The sequence below is a fragment of the Butyrivibrio fibrisolvens genome (assembly GCF_037113525.1).
Classification (GTDB): Bacteria; Bacillota; Clostridia; order Lachnospirales; family Lachnospiraceae; genus Butyrivibrio; species Butyrivibrio fibrisolvens.
The window spans coordinates 42,304-61,642 of record NZ_CP146964.1; the positions used below are offsets into that span (position 1 = coordinate 42,304).

Sequence of the window (19,339 nt, forward strand, 5' to 3'; positions counted from 1 at the left end):
CATCAATATATAATCGATATAGAATATTTGGGATTTATTTATATTCAATATACCGATTATGGATATGCTAAATAAGAATCTTTAATAGATTTTAATAATTGATCAGTGTTGAGAAAATGCATGAAAATATAGGCTTATAAATATACATTCAAAAATGGGTTTCCAGCAGTTGAAAATTACATAAAAAGATAGCAAGAAAACAAATAATATTAAAAGTAAAAATGTACAATAAAACAAAAATATATAGTAATAGTATATATGGAAAAACTATTGGAAATATTAATGAAACTGTATAACGCCAGTATATATGCGCAATAATGATTCTTTCTAACTTTTTTGATAGAATTAACAATTTTGATGAAAAAAAGAGTAAAATATGATAGATTAAATGATAGTTTATATTATATAATCATCAGCGGTATAAATCATACTAAGTTACACGAATGTATAAATAGTAATATGTAATTTGTAGGGCAATGAAAACGGGTAGGTTCATTGCGCGGGCTTAGTGCGGGCTTTTTGCACTGTCAGTTCATAGCCAATGAGGGGGCTGTGGATATGATGATTTATAAGTAAATAGGGATGGTGAGATATGAATAACACGGATTTTATTCAGCTTGAAGAAGATGATGAAATTGATTTCGCTGAGCTCTTCTTTGTCTTAAAGAAAAACATCATTGCAATCGCATTATGTGCGATCATCGGCGCTACGGCAGCATTTGCTTATACTATTAATTTTATGACGCCGATATATACATCATCTTCGATGATCTACATTTTCTCAAAAACAACAAGTATAACAACAGCGGCAGACCTTCAGCTTGGATCACAGCTTACAGTCGATTTTGAGATCCTTGGAACCAGTAGACCGGTTCTTGAGAAGGTAATCATGAACCTGGGCCTTGATACTACTTATGAAGATTTACTACATATAGTAGATATTGAGAATCCTAAGGATTCGCGTATCATCAAGATCACAGTTGAGAATCCTGATCCTGATCTTGCAGCAGACATAGCCAACGAGATCGCAGATGTACTTGCAGACAGAGTTGCACAGGTTATAGATACAGATAAACCTTCATCAGTAGAAGATGCTGTACCGGCTAAGCTTCCAAGTAAGCCTTCTACCAAGAAGAACACAGCGATGGGCTTCATGGCAGGTCTTCTCCTCGCAGCAGGCGTCGTACTTGTCAGATATTATTCTGATAATACTATCAAGGATGAAGATGACGTAAGGAAGTATTTAGGACTTGGAACATTTGCTTCCTTCCCACTTGAAGATTCAATTGCAAAGGATAAGGGAATTATTAATAAGAAGAGGAAGCATAAATCATGAGTAAGAAAAAACTCATAGCATGTATACTATTAATAATACTCCTTGGAATAATATCAGCAGCTTTAGGTTACAGGATATCGGATAAGATTCATAATGAGCAGCTCGTACAAGACGTTCAGGAATCAGCTCATATAGGCGATACAGCTTCTGATACAGACAATATTAAAGATAAGATAGCAGATACATCAAATGTATCGGTAACAGACGACACGACATCAGGTTCAGGCACTTCAGCATCGTTCAGTTCCCCAATAGATTTTGAAAGCCTTCAGGCTTCTAATGAAGACATATACGCATGGATATCAATACCGGATACCAAGGTTGACTATCCAATAGCTCAGCATCCAACAGATGATTCATATTATCTAAACCACGGAGCAGACGGAATTTACTCAGAATACGGATGCCCATATACAGAACTATGCGACAGCAGTAAGTTTATTGAGTTCAACACAGTTATATACGGTCACAATATGAATGACGGTTCTATGTTTGGAGTCCTTCATGACTATGAAGATGAAGATTTCTTCAATGATCACAGGACTATTTATATTTATACCAAGGACCATACATATGCTTATACAGTTTTTGCTGCGGTTATGTACAGTGATGCACATATACCCTATTACTATGATGATGATATAAGAGAGGATAGAGACCTCTTTCTGCAATCTCTTCAGAACGACATAGTGAAAGAGCGCAGTATATATGATAATGACATGGAAGTTACATCTGATAGCAAGATCATAACGCTGTCAACCTGTGACAGGAAGCTTAGAGATAACCGCTTTTTGGTAGTAGCGGTGATGACACAAGTAGATGGAAGAAATATAGATAGTAACTGATCTTATAAAGTGATGTAAAAAGCATTTTTTCAACTAATAAGCTTTTCTCGTAATAACAGGGACGATAATATACAACATGAGGTTGATATGAGTCATAAGCATAGACATAGAAAACATAAAAGATTTGGCCGCGAGGAACGTAAGACATTCTTAATACTGATGACAGCTGCAGTAGTAATAGTACTCGGAGCAGGCGCCTATGGATATAAAAGCGCGATACGTGCTGATGAAAAAACGGTACGTAGAAGCTCAGAAACGCATAGCACTATGGACGTATCTGCAAGCGGATCATCAATAAATGATTCGAATACTGTAGCATCATCAACAGCGACTACGGCCATAATCGATAACTTTGATGGAACCATAACTTATAACGGAGTGAAGTACAAACCAAATACATCGATAGAGACAGTTCTCTTCCTGGGTATAGATGATTCTGACCAGACCAGGCAGGGAGCCGGAATCGATGAGGGCGGACGTTCCGATACCATGATCCTGTTCATAATCGATAAGGACAAAGAGCTCATAACTCCCCTTGAGATCAACAGAGATACCATGGTAGGCGTTGATATATATAATAACGATGGAGAATTCCTCTACACAGGACAAGAGCAGATCACGATGCAGTATTCTTATGGACGCTCAGCCAGAGAAGCCTGCAACCTGACCAAGCAGAAAGTAGCCGACCTACTTATGAGAACCCGCATCAACAACGTGGTATCTCTCACAATGGATGGCATCGAGCCATCTGTTGATGCAATAGGCGGTGTGACATTAAAGCTTCAATCAGATGAGACTGATCTTGATCCCATGTATACCGAAGGTGCAGTTATTACTCTAAATGGTAAAGATGCTTTCGACTTCGTCCACACAAGAGATGTGGAGACAAGAGGCAGTAACATGGACCGAATGTCCAGACAGACCCAGTTCATGCTGGCGCTGTCCCAGACTGCAAGACAGAAAGGAACCGGTGTAATAAACGTTATGGAAGAAGCTGCAGGCGACTATCTCTATGAAGATATGAGCGCTGATATTGCAGACTGCTTCGCTAAGTATGCTGTAGCAGACACAGTCTACATGCTCCCCGGTGACAATGTCGAAGGAGTGCTTCATGATGAGTTCTATGTAGACAATGAAGAACTCACCAAATTGATAATACAACTCTTCTATGTAGAGAACTGACTCTTCATAGAATTAACAATATTTTAAGAAAAGATGAGGGATGAGTGATGAAAAAGAGGATTTTAACAACAGCAGCTATGGTATTAGCAACATTGACATTTGCACTTGGAACAACAAGCGCACTTGCAGCAAGTAGAACAGACACAGCAGAAGTTCTCGGTGCTACAAGATCAAGAGAAGACGCAGGTGAAGCTGCAGTACTCGGAGCTGATAGGAAGCAGAATTCTGTTGAAGTTGCAACTAAAGAAATTACAGATGCTAAGGTTCTTGCTGATATAGAAGATAAGACAATTCTTGCAGAAACTATAAATAAAGTAATAGAAGCTGCAAATAAGGCTAATAATACAAATAGTAATAACGAAGAAGTAAAAACAGTTACAGCTGCAGATCTTGAAGTTCTTGTATCTGTAGATGTTACAGTACCTGAAGGAACTGAGGTTAGTGCTGAGAACCCTGTATATATCACATTTACAGTTCCTGGAATCACAACTGAGACTAAGATTCATGTAATGCACTACAATACAGCAATCGGTGTATGGGAAGAAGTTGCTTCAGAAGTAGGTAACGGATATGTAGTAGGTGAATTTACAAGCCTTTCACCAGTAGCAATTGTAGCAGAGAAGACTTCTCTTAGCGCAGCTGCTAATACATCTAATAAAGGAACTGGAAGTAAGACATCACCAAGAACAGGTGATAATCAGATCCTGTTCGTAGTAATCTTCGCAGTGATCGCAGTAGCATGCGTATCTGGTACATTTATCTCCCTTAGAAAAGAGAAAAAGAAGTAATAACTGATCATTACCTAATTTTAGATGAGAGAGTCCTAAAGAATTATTACAGTTCGGGACTCGATCATCTAAAGAATGTATGCACTAGGCTTTTTTGATGAATAAATGGCTAGTGTTTAATTAAAGTCGGCCTAAAATAGGCAGAAAATCGGAGTCGCCATGATAGATATTGAATTAGAAACCAAGAACCTACCCTTTGGAATGACAGAAGAAGTTAAGAATCTTAGAACCAGTATAGCATTTGCAGGAGATGGCATTAAATCAGTTCTCTTCACAAGTACTATGACCAATGAAGGCAAGAGTACAATCACTATCGAAGCTGCAAAGTCATTTGCAGAGCTTGGTAAGAAAGTAGTGCTTGTAGATACAGACCTTCGTAAGTCAATCCTTAAGATGAAGCTCGTATCTGGCAAGATGAAATACGGTCTGACTCATTATCTGTCTGGACAGTGTGAAGTAGATGAAATCATCTACCATAATACTGCAGATGGCTTCGATAACATGTACATTGTACCTACAGGCCCTGCAACTAAGGCTCCTACAGAGCTTCTGTCAACAGATAAACTTGGTAAACTGCTAGATGATCTTAGAAAAGATTATGACATGGTCATAATTGATACTCCTCCAGTTGGAACAGTAATAGATGCAGCTATAATAGCACCACATACTGATGGCGCTGTATTTATTGTAGAAGCTGGTAAAGTTAACTTTAAAACTGTACAGAAAGCTATTGAGAAGTTTGAAGCATCAGGCTGTAAGGTACTTGGAGTTGCTCTTAATAAAGTTGATAAGAGTAAAAATAGTTACGGGTATTATAAGTACGGCAAAGAATATGGGTATGGGAATGATTAAGTAATATTAATAATGTATGTTACTAAATAATTCCAAGAAAATAAGGAGAATGTGATATGCAACATGTATATGTTATAGGAAGCAAAGGTTTACCGGGATCTTATGGCGGATATGAAACTTTTCTTGATAAATTAACAGAGTATCATCAGAATAACAGAAATATACAATATCATGTGGCATGTAAGGCTAATGGTGATGGTGTGTCACCAGAACTTGAGTCAATGCCAGCACGATTTAAGTATCATAATGCTGATTGCTTCAAAATACATGTTCCGGAAGTTGGAGCAGCGCAAGCAATTTATTATGATTGCATGGCATTGGAATATTGTGTAAAGCATATTAGAAAACATGAAATAAAAAATGCAATTGTATATGTTCTTGCTTGTCGAATTGGACCATTTTTTGCGCATTATGTTTCAGAGATTCATAAACTTGGAGGAAAAGTTTATGTCAATCCTGATGGTCATGAATGGATGAGAGCAAAGTGGAGTAAACCAGTTAGAGAATACTGGAAATTATCAGAAAAGCTGATGATAAAGCATGCAGATCTCGTTATTTGTGATTCAAAGAATATCGAATTATATATTCAGAATACTTATAAAAGGTATAATCCAAATACAACATATATTGCATATGGAGCAGAAACAAAAAAGAGTATCCTTTCTGATGAATCAATTGAACTTGTTAATTGGTATAACAAAAACAATATAAAGAAGAAAGAATACTACTTAGTTGTTGGTAGATTAGTACCTGAAAACAATTTTGAAACTATTATTCGTGAATTCATGAAGAGTGAAAGCAAAAAAGATCTCGTTATTATTTCAACGAAAAATGATTCGTTATTGAATGAATTGGACATTGCCCATGGTTTTAGAAAAGATTCTAGAATTAAATTCGTTGGAACTGTATATAATCAGGAACTTTTGAAGAAAATACGTGAGAATGCGTATGGATATGTACATGGTCATTCTGTTGGAGGAACTAATCCAAGTTTGTTAGAGGCATTAGGAGCTACTGAATTAAATCTATTATATGATGTTGGATTTAATAGAGAGTGTGCTGAAGATGGAGCTTTATATTGGACTAAAGAATTTGGCAATCTTTCTAATCTATTTAATAAAGCAGACGCACTTAGCCCAGAAAAAATTGCTTTATTGGGGAAAAAAGCTCAAAAAAGAATTTTGGATGCATACAGCTGGAAGTTCATTAGTGAAAGATATGAAGAAGTCTTTATTGACACTAGTAAAGTAGCTGAAAACCATGCAATTGCTGTTGGGGCAATTAAGAGTGCCTGATAACGGAATGAGGAAATATAATTGAAAATATTAGTTCTACATAACTTACATCGAAAAGGCTCATCAAGTGGAGATGATCAGGTTTTTAAAGATGAAACTAGATTATTGGAGGAACATGGGCATTCGGTTATACGGTATACGATTTCCAATGATAGTTTTGATAAAGCAGGTATAATCGGCAAAATCAAAGCGTGTCTAGGAATGATGTGGTCATTTAAAAGCTACAAAGAAATACAGGATATTATTCGTAGAGAAAAACCGGATATTGTTCATGCTCATACATTCTTTCCGTTGATGTCTCCGTCAGTGTTGTATGCTGCAAAGCGTAATGGATGCAAGGTTGTTGCAACACTTCACGATACTAGATTTATTTGTCCATGCTGTACATCTTTACGAGGCACAACAATTTGTAATGAATGTGGTGATGGGCATTATTTACGCATGTTTAAGTATGGATGTTTTAAAGGGTCTAGAATTCAGAGCTTAATAGTTGCATTCATTTTTAAATATCATAGAATAAGGCGCTCTTTTTATAATCAGATTGATAAGTATATTTGTCTTAATGATAATCAAATTAGATTACTTGAAGGAATTGGTTTTGATAAAAAGAAGATTGTAAAAAAATATAACTTTGTTTCTGATTCTTTACCTGAGATTAAGAATGAAAAAAATAATAACATTCCTGAACGCTATGTTGTTTTTTATGGTCGTATAGGTGAGGAAAAGGGAATTCGCATTCTTATGAAAGCCTGGGAAAACATGGATTTGCCACTAGTAGTTATGGGAAGTGGCCCGCTTGAAGAAGAGTTTAGGGCATGGGCTGATAAGAAGAGTAATGTTTATTTCTTAGGATATACGGCTCATCAAGAGTGCTTAAGAATAGTTAGAAATGCAGAATTTGTTGTCTTTCCTTCAATCTGGTATGAAGGTTGTTCCATGGTTCAAATAGAAACCATGTCTTTAGGAAAAGTTCTTGTTGCTACTAATCTAGGTTTCTCCGAAGAAGCAATTGAAGAAGGATATAACGGTACAAAATTTGAGCTTGGTGATGTTGAAGATTTTATTAGAAAGATTCAGCAATTATGGAAGATGCCTGAAAGACTGATCGAGATGGGACAAAATGCACGTAAGGATTTTGAAGAGAAGTATCTTCCAGAGGATAATTATAATCAGTTGATAGATATATATAAATCAGTGTTGAAAGAAGAGGCTTGAAAATGCATTCAAGTATTTTGTTTTTAGATAAATTAATTGTCTACAGACAAGCAGGCGTAAAAGTCTTAAGAGGCATGTGGTATAGACTCTTTATGAAAAAGACTAAAGGTCTATTCTTGGTTGGAAGTAATGTGAGAATTACACATTGTAATCATATAAGCTGTGGCAAAAATGTTAAATTTGAAGATTTTTCTGAAATACATGGACTTTGTTCGGAAGGTTTGGTATTTGGTGATAATGTAACTATAAGCCGTGGTGTTATGATTAGACCTTCCAGCTACTATGGAGGCGATCTTGGCGTAGGTCTTACTATGGGGAAGAATAGTTCTATTGGCCCATATGGTTATATTGGATGTTCCGGTAAAATAACTATTGGCTCAAATGTTATGTTTGGACCTAAGTGTAGTTTATTCGCAGAAAATCACATCTTTTCAGATACAGAAAAAACAATTAAAAGTCAAGGCGTTAATCAGAAGGGAATTACAATAGAGGACGACTGCTGGATAGGTAGTAATGTTGTAATTTTAGATGGTGTTACTGTGGGTAAAGGTTCTGTGATCGGAGCTGGGACATTAGTAACAAAAGATGTCCACCCAGGTACAGTATTGATTGATCGCAGAGAAAAAGTAGCTAAACACAGAGACTGAGGAATTATTTATGAAAAAAATATGCTTATATGAGCCATCAATTGCATCTAATAATCTTGGTGACGAAGTGATTGTGCAGGGTTGCAAGAATGCCTTACATAATTTCCTTGAGGATAATTATGTAATTGAGGTCTCAACTCATACTCCGCTGTCTAATAGATATACATTATTTTTAGGTGCTCCTGATATTAAGATTGTATGCGGAAGTAATATTTTAACGGGTGAGTTGAATCAGATTAGACATGTAAAGCAGTGGGCTATCAATTATGCGACTGCTTGGCAAATGACGAATGCGATTTTTATAGGTGTTGGAGCTCAAAAGTATCAACGCTGTAATATATATACACGAAATGCTTATCGCAAGATGTTTAATCCACAATATATTCATTCCGTTAGAGATGCCTATACAGAAGAATTTTTAAAGAAAATTGGAATAACTAATGTTGTTAATACTGGATGCCCGACAATGTGGGGGTTAACACCAGAACATTGTAAAAAGATTCCTCAAAAAAAGGCTGAGATTGCAGTTCTTACATTGACTGATTACTCCAAAAATATTCAAAGAGATGAGTTTTTAATTAGCACACTTAATGCGCATTACAAAGAAGTCTATTTCTGGGTTCAAGGCTTTAATGATTTATCATATTTTCAATCGCTTCATGGGATAGAAAAAATAGGAATTATTCCTCCAAATTTGAAAGGATATGACAGTTTCTTAGAATCGTGCGAGTGCGACTTTGTTGGAACAAGATTACATGGGGGAATGCGCGCACTTCAAAAGAAACGTAGAGCAATTATTATAGGGATTGATAATAGGGCAATTGAATTAAATAGGGATTTCAATATTCCTGTTTTGAATCAAGAAAAAATTGCTGGGTTACCGGAATTGATAGAGAGTGAATTTGAGACAAAAGTTCACTTAAATACGGAGAATATTAGAAAATTCCTTAGTCAGTTTGAAATATCATATCAGGGAGAATAGACATGAAAGGAAAAGTCCTATACATTAAAAATTCATCATCTAAGGTTAATCTTAATACGTACAATGTACAGGCAGTCGGACTTGGCCGAGCATTCTGCGAGTTAGGCTATGACTATGATTTTGTTTTCTTCTCTAACGAAGAGAAAGTTATACAAGAAACAGATATTGCTGGGTGTAAATTACGTATTATTACAAAAAAAGGAATCAGATTATTAAGGTCATATATATGTCCTTCAGTTTTAGATAAAGATTATCTTGAAGGATATGACTTAGTAATATCAACAGAATATGGACAGATAATGACTTACCTTCTTTCAAAAAAGGCATCGAATGTAGTTTTGTATTCAGGACCTTATTATAATCTGTTTAAGATACCATTTGTTTCTCCTTTCTATGACTTGTTGTTTACGAAATCAATAAATTCAAGATGCATAAGGAAATATGTTAAATCTGAACTTGCAAAAGAGTATTTGGAAAAAAAAGGCTATACAGAATTAAAAAAATTGGGAGTTGGGTTAGATATAACTCGTTTTGATACTCCGATTGAAATGCAACCATCTACAAAAGAATTGGTAGATGTTATGTCAAAAAGCAGATGCCTTTTGTATGTTGGATCCCTAAGTAAACGAAAGAACTTTCCATTTTTATTACAGGTTTATGAAAGAGTTGTAGAAAAAAATTCTGATGTAAAATTTGTAATTATAGGTAAAGGGGACGAGAAATATGTGCAAAGACATCTAAAAAAGGTTTCTAAGCAGGCGCAGTCTGGGATTATTAGAATGGAAAGTATTGATAATGTACAATTGCAATTTATTTATCCGTTGGCGAAAGCGTTTTTACTTCCTTCGAAGTTGGAAATATTCGGAATGGTCTTGCTTGAAGCTATGTATTTAGGTGCTCCAGTTATTACAAGTTGGAATGGAGGATCTTCAGTTTTAATTAACGAGAAAAATACCGGGAAGATTGTTAATAAATTCGATGTTGATCAATGGGCTATAACTGTTCAAAAGTACTTAGATGACGAAGGTTATGTTAAAGAAGTTACAGATAATGCTAGAACTTTAATTAAGAAAGAATATTTATGGAATGTTTTAGCAAAGAAAATATTAGCAGAGATGAATGACTAATATTGGGTCAAGATAGATGATGAGACATTTTGCATTCATTGTAAGGCAGTAATGTTTTGGAGTGTTGTTGGTTATGCTGAAAAATACTAATTCAAATAATGGTAGTATATTTTTTATAATTGGTTATAGTATATGGGTCATGGTGAATTCATTTCTTATAACTGTTGATGGCCTAAAAAATCTCTCATCATTACTTAAAATTGTTGCAATCTTATTTTGGGGCTTGGCTGTTCTATTTGAAAAATGGAAAAAACGAGAATTTTATAGGTTATTGATATTTCTCGCGCTTTGTTCGTTGATATCATATAAAACTCATGAAATTAATCCTATGGTCTTAGGAATTGCAATATTTTCTTCATATAAGACGAGCATATATAAAATAGCTATTTGTGATTTCTGTGTTAGGTTTGTTGGCGTTGTTTCAACTATTATTTCTTATCTTCTAGGATTTTCTTCTGGAAATGATTTTAGTAGTACATGGAATATTTTACCGATTAGATATTCGTTAGGCTATTACCATCCAAATAATTTATTTGCGCAGTTTTTTGCCTTATGTGTTGGCTTATTTGTTATTAAACGAGCACATTTAAATATTAAAACATACATATTTCTGTTGGTAATAGATGTAATTCTCGGTGTTTTAACGCAGTCTAGAACAGGAATGGTTATTTTAAGTTTAAATATTATTCTATTTGCTTTTATAAATAATAAACGCCTAAAGAGAAAAATTTTTGCTTTCATTTTTTCATATATTTATTTGATTTGTTTCTTTATAAGTGTGTTGGGTATAATTATGTTTTCTTTGTCTAATAATGCATTTGTTCAGCTTAATGTTTTGTTAAGCGGAAGGCTTGATTTCTCTAATAGGGTTTTTTCAACATATGGAGTAAAACTATTTGGACAAGTAATAGAATACTCAAGTACGCTTAATGCAAGACAAAATAATAGTTTGGCAGTAGTTGTTGATAACTGCTATATTTATTTTTTAGTTTCATATGGCTTGATTTTTACGATAGCTTTTTTGGTTTTGATTACATATGAAGAAAAAAGGCTTTTAAAACTAAGAAAAATGGAAATCATTATTCCTATGGTTGGATATGCACTTTATTCAATTACAGAAAAACCATTTGCATCTATTAATAATCATTTTCTAATCTTAATTTTAGCTGATGCAATAGTGTCGATACATATAAATAAATTTAAAAAATTGCATAAAAAAGTTGATAATAATTGAGGTCATTAATAAATGAGCAGTTTAAAGAAAAACTTAAGTTACAATATAATCTATCAAATATTTACAATTATGATGCCACTTATAACGGCGCCATATCTTTCTAGAATCATAGGTGTAAGTGGAATTGGAATGTATTCATATACGTTTACCGTTGCAGAATACTTTGTCTTTTTTGCATTACTTGGGGTTTCAAATTATGGAAATAGAACTATTGCAGGATGCATTAAGGATAATAGAAATAGAACTTTTATAAATATTTATGCTACTCAGTTATCTGTTTCACTCATTGTTATTCTTGCTTATATAATATACATTTTTTTTATTGTAAAAAATTATAAAGCATTAGCAGCTATTCAGTTACTATATGTTTTATCTGCAGGTGCTGATGTTACGTGGTATTTTTTTGGAACTGAAAAATTTAAACTGACAACTATAAGAACTGTAATAATCAAATTGATTAGTTTAATACTGATTTTTGCTTTTGTTAGAGATTATAATGACATTTGGAAATATACATTGATCATGGCTGGCGGTTATTTGGTTAGTCAATTAATTATGTGGCCTTATGTCATAGCCGAAATAAAATATCAAAAACCTGTGATTAGTGAGATGAAGATACATCTTAAAAATATGATTATCCTGTTTATTCCTGTGATTGCGATTACTGTTTACAAGATGATGGATAAAATCATGTTAGAAGCAATATGTGATGTGAATTCAGTAGGATTTTATGAAAGTGCAGAGAAAATAGTAAAGGTTCCAGCATATGCTATAGTAGCAATTGGAACAGCAATGTTGCCAAGGATGTCAAAGCTTGGCCATGAGAATAACAAAACAAAAATGTTAGAATATTTCGGATTATCTGTTGAATTATCTGGCTTTTTAATATTTGGAATGGCTTTTGGCTTGATGGCTATTGCAAAGTTTTTGGTTCCTATTTATTACGGGAAAGATTTTGAATATAGTATTATCTTGCTTGAAACATTATCATTTAGTTTGTTATTTACAACATGGGCAAGTGCTATAAGAACTCAGTATTTGATACCGTTGAAACATGATAAAGAATATATTGTTTCAGTTTGTAGTGGAGCAATTGTGAATTTGATACTTAATAGTGTACTAATACCTTTATATGGAGCTTATGGAGCTGTAATCGCTACGATTAGTGCAGAGGGTGCTGTTGCATTTATTCAAACTATTGCTGTACGAAATGAATTGCCTATTTTTAAACCTTTTGTAAAGTATATAAGATTTATTATTCCTGCATTTAGCATGTATCTAATAGTATGTTTTTGTAGACCATACCTAACAATGTCTATTTTTTCTATAATAATACTTGTATGTATAGGTGGTACAGTTTATTGTCTCTTTGCTGTGATGATGATGTATATATGCAATAGTGAATTGCTTTCTTCAGTATATAATCATCAAAAAAAACACTCTTTACTGTAGGCTGGATTAACATAATTTTTGATAGAGTATAATTAAGAAAAAGAATAGTCTCGGAAGGGAATTCGATTCCTAAATATTTGTCAGTATATATAATAATATCTGCTCTGTTGCGTCTAATAATGAACAGAGCCGGTTTATTATGAATAAATAGATAGTTTACAACGACTAATAGTCAACAGTTCTTGGAATTTACGAACTTGTTTATTGAATATGAGCGAAGAAGGGAACCTGTCTGAATCTCTCTGACAAGAATCAGAAGTGGCTTGGTCTTCAAGATACATTTAAATTCTGATAATAATCAGTTTCATAACTTACAACACGGTATAAAATTGCATGAACTATAACTTTTGGCAATCTATCATATATGACTTAGAAAATCACTTTGAAATAGGTATTTTCACAGGGGATACTTATATAATATTCAGTATATTTATCCTCCTTATGTTGCTGATGTTTGTTTTTATAAGATCAGACAATACCAAAGAACGAATATTGCAGGCTGCCTTGCAGGGATATATGTTCATAGTTTATTCTATGGCAGTTATCCTCCATTACAAAAGATTTGAGCGAAAGGTTAACTTTCAGCTGTTTATATCCTACAAAAGGGCAATTGAGTACGGAAACAAATACCTGTTTTATCTCGGCATAGAGAACGCGCTGGCATTTGTGCCGATCGGAATATTGATTCTAATACTTCTTAAGAGGGAAAAGAAATTTAGTTCGGTTTTACTGACCACGGTGCTTAGCGGTGCCTTTTCGCTTTTGATAGAAGTAGTTCAGTATATTTTTGTTGTAGGTGTCTTTGATGTTGATGACCTGTTCCATAATACTTTGGGTGGTTTTCTTGGAGCATTGCTTGCATTTGTGGTTTTCAGGATCAGAAACAAAACTAAAGCAGAATCATCGTAATTCTGCTTCAATGATATCAAAGGCGTTATTAGAGACTTTATAGGCGCTCATGGCAGTCTGCCTAAGAAGATGTTTGCATTACCCTGAATTTCCATAGGATTTCCGACTAAAAGGGATTCCGCCTCAAAAAAGGCACTTTGAAAATCGAAAAAACTCAGTAAAAATGCGCGTTTGAGCCTGACTTTTGTTGCCGAAAATAGCTTCCTGTGGTAGAATATATTTAGTAGGAATTCCGACTAAAACTACAGGAGGAAAACACATGTATCTGGATGCTTATGTGAAGGTGCCTGAGGTAAAGGGAAAGATAACTTTCAGGACGAAAGGCAACACAACATATGTCGAGTTTGAGTATGACAGAGTCTATAGCACTGAGAAGCAGTATACAGATGTAAAGCGAAAAACGATAGGAAAGCTTGCTGATGAAGATAAGCGTATAATGCAGCCAAATGAAAACTTCATCAAGTTTTTCCCTGACATTGAGCTCCCAGAAGAAAGGGACAGATCATCAAGGAGTTGTGGGCTACGGATCGGTACATGGGTTGTTATCAGGAAGATAGTTAATGAATATAAGCTCGCTGAGATCCTAGGGAGATATCTTCCGTGGAAGGATGTGGGGCTGTTTCTTGATCTTGTGGCATACTCAATTATTGAGGAAGATAACCGTGCCCAGCATTATCCTGCGTATGCCTATAGTCATCCTCTCTTTTCTGAAGGTATGAGGATATATAGTGATTCAAAAGTCAGCGAGTTCCTCAATACTATGGATGCAGATACCAGTGTCATGTTCCAGAACGACTGGAATGCGGAAAGGAATCACCGGGAGAGGATATATTTTTCATACGATTCAACATCTAAGATATGTGAAGCTGGAGACCTCAGGATAGTAGAAGTCGGTCATTCAAAGGAAAATGTAGAGACGGATATTTTTAACTACGCAATTGCCTATGATACAAAGAACCGGGAGCCACTTTTTTACGAAATATACCCCGGCAGTATCAATGATATGTCACAGTTCCAGTGCACTGTGGAAAAGGCTAAGGGCTATGGATATAAGAAGATAGGATTTGTTCTAGACAGAGGATATTTTAGTAAGGATAACATCTATCAGCTTGAAGATAGCGGATACAGTTTTGTCATGATGCTTAAAGGCAAGGCTGATCTTGTACAGAAATGGGTGCTAGAGAATAAGGGATCATTTGAAACGAGCAGATCGTGTAATATACCTGCTTATCAGGTCTATGGGAAGACCATTGAGAAGAAACTATTTGGGACAGATAAAAAGCCAAGATACATACATCTGTATCACAGTTCATCGTTGGAAGCAGATGAACGTACCGGCGTAGAGAAGAAGATAAATCAGCTTACGGCTTTTCTTAACAGTCATATAAATCAGTTCAGGGATTTTGGACCTGGAATGGAAACATACTTTGAACTGCACTATGACGAGAATGCAAAGAAGACTGGAAAGAAAGATAAGGACACAGCAGATAGTTCAGCAAGGAAGTTTGTGTTTTTTGAAGAAAAGATGCCTGTTATAGAGCTGGAACTTAAGCTTTGCGGATATTTTGTTATTGTCACATCAGAAAAGATGACAGCAAAGGAAGCGCTGGAAATCTATAAAGGGAGGGATGCATCCGAGAAACTGTTTTTATCAGACAAGACTTTCCTTGGCAATCACTGCTTAAGGATTGGTTCTGATGAATCAGCCACATCTAAGATCTTCATCGAGTTTGTTGCGCTGATAATAAGAAACCGTATGTACAACTATCTCAAGGATGAGATGAAGGAAATGGCTACCAAGCCTAATTACATGACAGTTCCTGCTGCAATAAGAGAGCTGGATAAAATCGAAATGTCCCGTCAGCTTGATGGGGTATACAGATTTGACCATGCAATAACAGCGAAGCAAAAGACAATACTCAAGGCATTTGGACTTACTGATGCAAATGTAAAATACAGGGCGCAGGAAATAAGCAAGATGCTTGAGATGGCAGATTGATGGAGGGTGATGATATGGCTAGAATGACATCGATGGATGCACTTGAAACTAAGATAGAGAAGGCACAGGAACAGGTGAGCAGAACGAAGAAACAGTATGATGCTGCTCTTGCAAGACTTAGTGATCTGTTGGACAAACGGGATGCGCTCAGAAGGGATGAACTTGTAAAGGCAATCCTAAAGAGCGATAAGACATATGAGGAAGTACTGGAGTTTCTTGGCTCCGGCCAGGAAGAGGCAGAATGATGACTGATCAGACAGAGATAATTGTCATGCTTTTGAAGAAACTTATAGATAAAAACGGACCCGAGTATCTTTTGGAGAAACCTTATGATGCTTATAAAGAACTGAACAGATATATGGAAGCAGACAACGCGGTTACTGCTGCGATGCTTTGTTTTCTGGTGAGCGGGCTTGTGAGCGATGCAGAGAAAGGCTGTGAGCCTGAGGAACTGTCAAAGGCTATACAGAAGAAATGCTGTTTCAACAAGAAGATGTCGGATCTGCTGTCAAAGATCTTCTGTGTACTTTATTCGGAAGAAAACAAGACAGAGTGGAAAGCAAAAGACAGTGAAGGGCTATCGGAGTTCCTGAAACAGGAGCATACTTTCAGATGGGAAGGATGCTCTGTCTGGGATGCAGGGAATGGTACAGTGGACTGCTACTATGATGCGGACATGGTATTGAAGCCGACTAAGGAAGCCGGGAAAACAGATGGTCTGAAGAGTATGCTAAAAAAGAATCCATTTGTTACGACAGATGCGATTTATAAGTTTTATGAAAAGGAACTATGTAAGTACCTCGACCATGAATTTGAAGAGTATTGCACCTGCGATGATTATTACCAACCGGTGGTTGAAGATTTTGAACTGGAATATGATGTGAAAGCCTGGGCAAAGAAAAATGGATTCAATGTCATCTCATGCAATGGAGATGGTAGAGATGACGGATATGAACCCAAGTTCAGAAGAGGTTGGTGAGAGACAAAAGACGACTTTTAGTCGGAAAAATCGTGGAAAATGAGGATTACGAAGAATTGACGCTTTATATATTTAATGATAAGATACGTATATTAGTATATATACATGTACTGTGGATGTAGCATTTCAGTTTTTATGGAAGGATCATTTTATCAATGCTTATAAGAGATCGTATATTTCAGAAACTTGATGAACTGGATATGACACAGAAGGAGTTTTCTATAAGAACAGGTATACCCCAGACTACTATCAGTGATTGGCGTAAGAAGAGGACTAATCCAACAGCAGAGAAGATAATGGTGATTTGCAAGGTGCTTGATGTCACACCGGAGTGGCTTCTTTCTGGGATTGAGCCGCAAGGAGACAGAGGTAACCCCCAGAAATGGTATGCTATAGATTCTGAAACTGAAGTTGGTAGATTAGTAGTAACTTTTAATGCTATGAATCATGGAATGCAGGAGAGGCTTCTAGGCTATGCGGAGGCACTTTCTAAAATGAAATTTTAATTTAAAATTCAAATACGTATAATAGGATTATTATAAAAGCACATTGAATGCAAGTTTTTGACATATAGCTTGCTAACAATAAATATAAATGCAATAATCGGAGTAAGAGAAGGAATATGGACACAAATTTATCCCAGACTATAGATATTACTACTGAAAGAGCCAGATACGATGAATATATAAAAGAGATTTTATCTGACAAGCAGATTTTGGCTAGAATATTAAAATATACTCTTGAAGAATTTCAAGATACAGATATAGATACTATAATTGCCAATATAGATGAACCAGAAGTTTCAAAAGTTAGAGTAGAACCAGGGCATACCAATACAGAGACTATAAAAGGGGCACCCACTGAAGATAATGTGCCTGGCGAAGGGAAGATTTTCTTTGACATAAGATTTTCAGCTTATTCCAAGGATGAGCTTATCAAGATTCTGATTAATATTGAAGCTCAGAAGAGCACGAATACATCAAAGCTAGGATATCATCTTGATAACAGAATAATTTATTATCTGGGACGAATGATATCAGCCCAAAAGGAAGTAGAGTTTGCAAAGTCGGATTATGATAACTTAAAGCCTGTAAGAAGCATATGGATATGCATGGATGCAGGTGATAATGAAGATTCTATTAATCGTATTAGATTTGTACAAGATACTGTATTTGGAAAAGATATAGAGTTTTCTAACATTAATAAGGTTCAAGGCATTATAATAAGGTTAAGAAGTAATGAAAATGTTGCAGAATCGAGGAATTCACTTATAGCAATGCTTGAAGAGCTTCTAAAAAGAGAACCTGTGGATATTAAGAAGCAGCGTTTGTCAGAAAATTTTGGACTAATGATGAGCGTAGATACTGAAAGGAGACTTGGTGATATGTGCAATTTAAGTCAAGTTCTAATAGATCAGGGAGAAGAAAAAGGAAGAGTAAAAGGAAGAGAAGAAGGAAGAGAAGAAGGGAAAGTAGTAGCCAGATTTGAGGATGGCATGAATATAGAAACAATTGCTCATAAATCACAGCTGTCTGTTGAGAGGGTTAAGGCTATCCTGAAAGAGGAAGGACTTATATCTTGATTTCGTATTAGAAAAGCGCTGCTCTACCTGTTGTTATAGCGGTAGAGCAGTTATTATTTTCAATATATCTGTGCATCTATGAATTAATCTGTAAACAATTTTAAAGAGGCAACCAAGTATGAGACTAATATTTGTAAGACACGGCGAACCCAATTATGAAAACGACTGCCTGACGCAAACAGGCAGAGAACAAGCTATCAAAACAGCCGAAAGGCTTAAGAACGAAAATATCAGAGCCATATACTCATCTCCAATGGGCAGAGCTATAGAGACAGCATCTTTTACAGCCAAAGATCACGGCCTTGAAATTGAGAAGCTTGATTTCATGCATGAGATCTGGTGGGGAGATAAGGACAAGGACAGCAGCGAGAAGATTCCACTTAATGGACATCCATGGTCAATTGCTTACAATGTGCTGACAGAGTCAGATGACTATGTTGCAGGTGATAAGTGGAAAGAGCATCCATTTTTTAAGAACAACATTTGTATGGACTATTTTGATAGGATAAACCAGGGAACTGATGATCTTCTCAGGAAGTACGGATTAGAAAGAGAAGGAAGCTTTTACAGATGCGTGGAAGAAAATGACGATACGATTGCTATTTTTGCCCATGGAGGGTCAGGCGCGATCATGTTTTCACGCCTTTTGGCTATCCCGTTTCCAATAGTACTTACAACTCTGCCTTATGGCTTATGCTCAGTGTCAGTTTTTGAATTTTCAGCTCTTAAGGGTGAGATGACGATCCCAAGGCTGGATATTTTTAATGATATGAAGCATCATGATAACCACAGCTTAAAATATGAAATGTAAATATAAAAACTATAAATACCTTAATCTTGTCAAAAGAGATTGAGGTATTTATAGTTTTAATGACATTCCTATTACTTATGCCCGAATTTTATATAAATAGTATT

Annotated in this window: 19 protein-coding genes; all 19 read left to right on the top strand. The window is 35.5% G+C overall.

Going from position 1 to position 19,339, the window contains the following annotated elements; genetic code table 11:
• The first annotated feature begins 592 nt into the window (after positions 1–592).
• The 19 genes from WAA20_RS20035 (at position 593) to WAA20_RS20125 (ending at position 19,235) form a co-directional block, all read left to right on the top strand.
• Positions 593–1,336: a Wzz/FepE/Etk N-terminal domain-containing protein gene (locus tag WAA20_RS20035; RefSeq protein ID WP_073390315.1), complete on the top strand. Its 744-nt coding sequence runs from the start codon at positions 593–595 to the stop codon at positions 1,334–1,336.
• Positions 1,333–2,181, top strand: coding sequence for a class B sortase (locus WAA20_RS20040; protein WP_073390314.1), 849 nt, complete (start codon positions 1,333–1,335; stop codon positions 2,179–2,181). Before WAA20_RS20035 ends, WAA20_RS20040 begins: the two co-directional genes overlap by 4 nt.
• 87 nt (positions 2,182–2,268) lie before the next feature.
• Positions 2,269–3,363, top strand: a complete 1,095-nt coding sequence (locus WAA20_RS20045) for an LCP family protein (RefSeq protein ID WP_073390312.1) — start codon at positions 2,269–2,271, stop codon at positions 3,361–3,363.
• A 47-nt stretch (positions 3,364–3,410) separates the two neighbouring features.
• Positions 3,411–4,151: a hypothetical protein gene (locus tag WAA20_RS20050; protein WP_073390311.1), complete on the top strand. Its 741-nt coding sequence runs from the start codon at positions 3,411–3,413 to the stop codon at positions 4,149–4,151.
• 159 nt (positions 4,152–4,310) lie between these two features.
• Positions 4,311–5,003, top strand: a complete 693-nt coding sequence (locus tag WAA20_RS20055) for a CpsD/CapB family tyrosine-protein kinase (RefSeq protein WP_073390309.1) — start codon at positions 4,311–4,313, stop codon at positions 5,001–5,003.
• Between the two features lie 56 nt (positions 5,004–5,059).
• The gene (gene cps2T / locus WAA20_RS20060) at positions 5,060–6,298 is read left to right on the top strand and encodes a beta 1-4 rhamnosyltransferase Cps2T (RefSeq protein ID WP_073390307.1); all 1,239 of its coding nucleotides are present in this window, start codon (positions 5,060–5,062) and stop codon (positions 6,296–6,298) included.
• 21 nt (positions 6,299–6,319) lie between these two features.
• A complete protein-coding gene (locus WAA20_RS20065) occupies positions 6,320–7,513 on the top strand; it encodes a glycosyltransferase family 4 protein (protein ID WP_073390306.1) in 1,194 nt (397 codons plus the stop codon).
• A gap of 2 nt (positions 7,514–7,515) precedes the next feature.
• Positions 7,516–8,160, top strand: a complete 645-nt coding sequence (locus WAA20_RS20070) for an acyltransferase (protein WP_073390304.1) — start codon at positions 7,516–7,518, stop codon at positions 8,158–8,160.
• 10 nt (positions 8,161–8,170) lie between these two features.
• On the top strand, positions 8,171–9,142 hold the full coding sequence (locus tag WAA20_RS20075; RefSeq protein WP_073390302.1) for a polysaccharide pyruvyl transferase family protein: 972 nt from the start codon (positions 8,171–8,173) through the stop codon (positions 9,140–9,142).
• A 2-nt stretch (positions 9,143–9,144) separates the two neighbouring features.
• A complete protein-coding gene (locus tag WAA20_RS20080) occupies positions 9,145–10,269 on the top strand; it encodes a glycosyltransferase family 4 protein (RefSeq protein WP_073390301.1) in 1,125 nt (374 codons plus the stop codon).
• Positions 10,270–10,342: 73 nt separating this feature from the next.
• Complete coding sequence (locus WAA20_RS20085) at positions 10,343–11,503, top strand: hypothetical protein (RefSeq protein WP_073390299.1); 1,161 nt, start codon at positions 10,343–10,345, stop codon at positions 11,501–11,503.
• Between the two features lie 12 nt (positions 11,504–11,515).
• Entirely contained in the window at positions 11,516–12,955 is a 1,440-nt protein-coding gene (locus WAA20_RS20090; RefSeq protein WP_073390298.1) for an oligosaccharide flippase family protein, read from the top strand.
• 333 nt (positions 12,956–13,288) lie between these two features.
• A complete protein-coding gene (locus WAA20_RS20095) occupies positions 13,289–13,864 on the top strand; it encodes a VanZ family protein (protein ID WP_073390296.1) in 576 nt (191 codons plus the stop codon).
• A gap of 259 nt (positions 13,865–14,123) precedes the next feature.
• A complete protein-coding gene (locus tag WAA20_RS20100) occupies positions 14,124–15,863 on the top strand; it encodes a transposase (protein ID WP_073390584.1) in 1,740 nt (579 codons plus the stop codon).
• A 14-nt stretch (positions 15,864–15,877) separates the two neighbouring features.
• A complete protein-coding gene (locus tag WAA20_RS20105; protein ID WP_027206638.1) occupies positions 15,878–16,108 on the top strand; it encodes a hypothetical protein in 231 nt (76 codons plus the stop codon).
• Entirely contained in the window at positions 16,108–16,842 is a 735-nt protein-coding gene (locus WAA20_RS20110) for a hypothetical protein (protein WP_073390582.1), read from the top strand. The genes WAA20_RS20105 and WAA20_RS20110 overlap by 1 nt, the downstream gene beginning before the upstream one ends.
• Before the next feature lie 155 nt (positions 16,843–16,997).
• Complete coding sequence (locus WAA20_RS20115; RefSeq protein ID WP_027207983.1) at positions 16,998–17,348, top strand: helix-turn-helix transcriptional regulator; 351 nt, start codon at positions 16,998–17,000, stop codon at positions 17,346–17,348.
• 116 nt (positions 17,349–17,464) lie between these two features.
• Entirely contained in the window at positions 17,465–18,424 is a 960-nt protein-coding gene (locus WAA20_RS20120) for a hypothetical protein (RefSeq protein ID WP_073390546.1), read from the top strand.
• A 118-nt stretch (positions 18,425–18,542) separates the two neighbouring features.
• Complete coding sequence (locus tag WAA20_RS20125; protein WP_073390547.1) at positions 18,543–19,235, top strand: histidine phosphatase family protein; 693 nt, start codon at positions 18,543–18,545, stop codon at positions 19,233–19,235.
• The last annotated feature ends 104 nt before the right edge of the window (positions 19,236–19,339 follow it).

Coding starts and splice junctions, on each gene's coding strand:
- WAA20_RS20125 (WP_073390547.1), top strand. CDS start 18,543: ATGAGACTAATATTTGTAAGACACGGCGAACCCAATTATGAAAACGAC.
- cps2T (WP_073390307.1), top strand. CDS start 5,060: ATGCAACATGTATATGTTATAGGAAGCAAAGGTTTACCGGGATCTTAT.
- WAA20_RS20045 (WP_073390312.1), top strand. CDS start 2,269: ATGAGTCATAAGCATAGACATAGAAAACATAAAAGATTTGGCCGCGAG.
- WAA20_RS20095 (WP_073390296.1), top strand. CDS start 13,289: ATGAACTATAACTTTTGGCAATCTATCATATATGACTTAGAAAATCAC.
- WAA20_RS20070 (WP_073390304.1), top strand. CDS start 7,516: ATGCATTCAAGTATTTTGTTTTTAGATAAATTAATTGTCTACAGACAA.
- WAA20_RS20080 (WP_073390301.1), top strand. CDS start 9,145: ATGAAAGGAAAAGTCCTATACATTAAAAATTCATCATCTAAGGTTAAT.
- WAA20_RS20050 (WP_073390311.1), top strand. CDS start 3,411: ATGAAAAAGAGGATTTTAACAACAGCAGCTATGGTATTAGCAACATTG.
- WAA20_RS20100 (WP_073390584.1), top strand. CDS start 14,124: ATGTATCTGGATGCTTATGTGAAGGTGCCTGAGGTAAAGGGAAAGATA.
- WAA20_RS20115 (WP_027207983.1), top strand. CDS start 16,998: ATGCTTATAAGAGATCGTATATTTCAGAAACTTGATGAACTGGATATG.
- WAA20_RS20110 (WP_073390582.1), top strand. CDS start 16,108: ATGACTGATCAGACAGAGATAATTGTCATGCTTTTGAAGAAACTTATA.
- WAA20_RS20105 (WP_027206638.1), top strand. CDS start 15,878: ATGGCTAGAATGACATCGATGGATGCACTTGAAACTAAGATAGAGAAG.
- WAA20_RS20090 (WP_073390298.1), top strand. CDS start 11,516: ATGAGCAGTTTAAAGAAAAACTTAAGTTACAATATAATCTATCAAATA.
- WAA20_RS20055 (WP_073390309.1), top strand. CDS start 4,311: ATGATAGATATTGAATTAGAAACCAAGAACCTACCCTTTGGAATGACA.
- WAA20_RS20120 (WP_073390546.1), top strand. CDS start 17,465: ATGGACACAAATTTATCCCAGACTATAGATATTACTACTGAAAGAGCC.
- WAA20_RS20040 (WP_073390314.1), top strand. CDS start 1,333: ATGAGTAAGAAAAAACTCATAGCATGTATACTATTAATAATACTCCTT.
- WAA20_RS20035 (WP_073390315.1), top strand. CDS start 593: ATGAATAACACGGATTTTATTCAGCTTGAAGAAGATGATGAAATTGAT.
- WAA20_RS20075 (WP_073390302.1), top strand. CDS start 8,171: ATGAAAAAAATATGCTTATATGAGCCATCAATTGCATCTAATAATCTT.
- WAA20_RS20085 (WP_073390299.1), top strand. CDS start 10,343: ATGCTGAAAAATACTAATTCAAATAATGGTAGTATATTTTTTATAATT.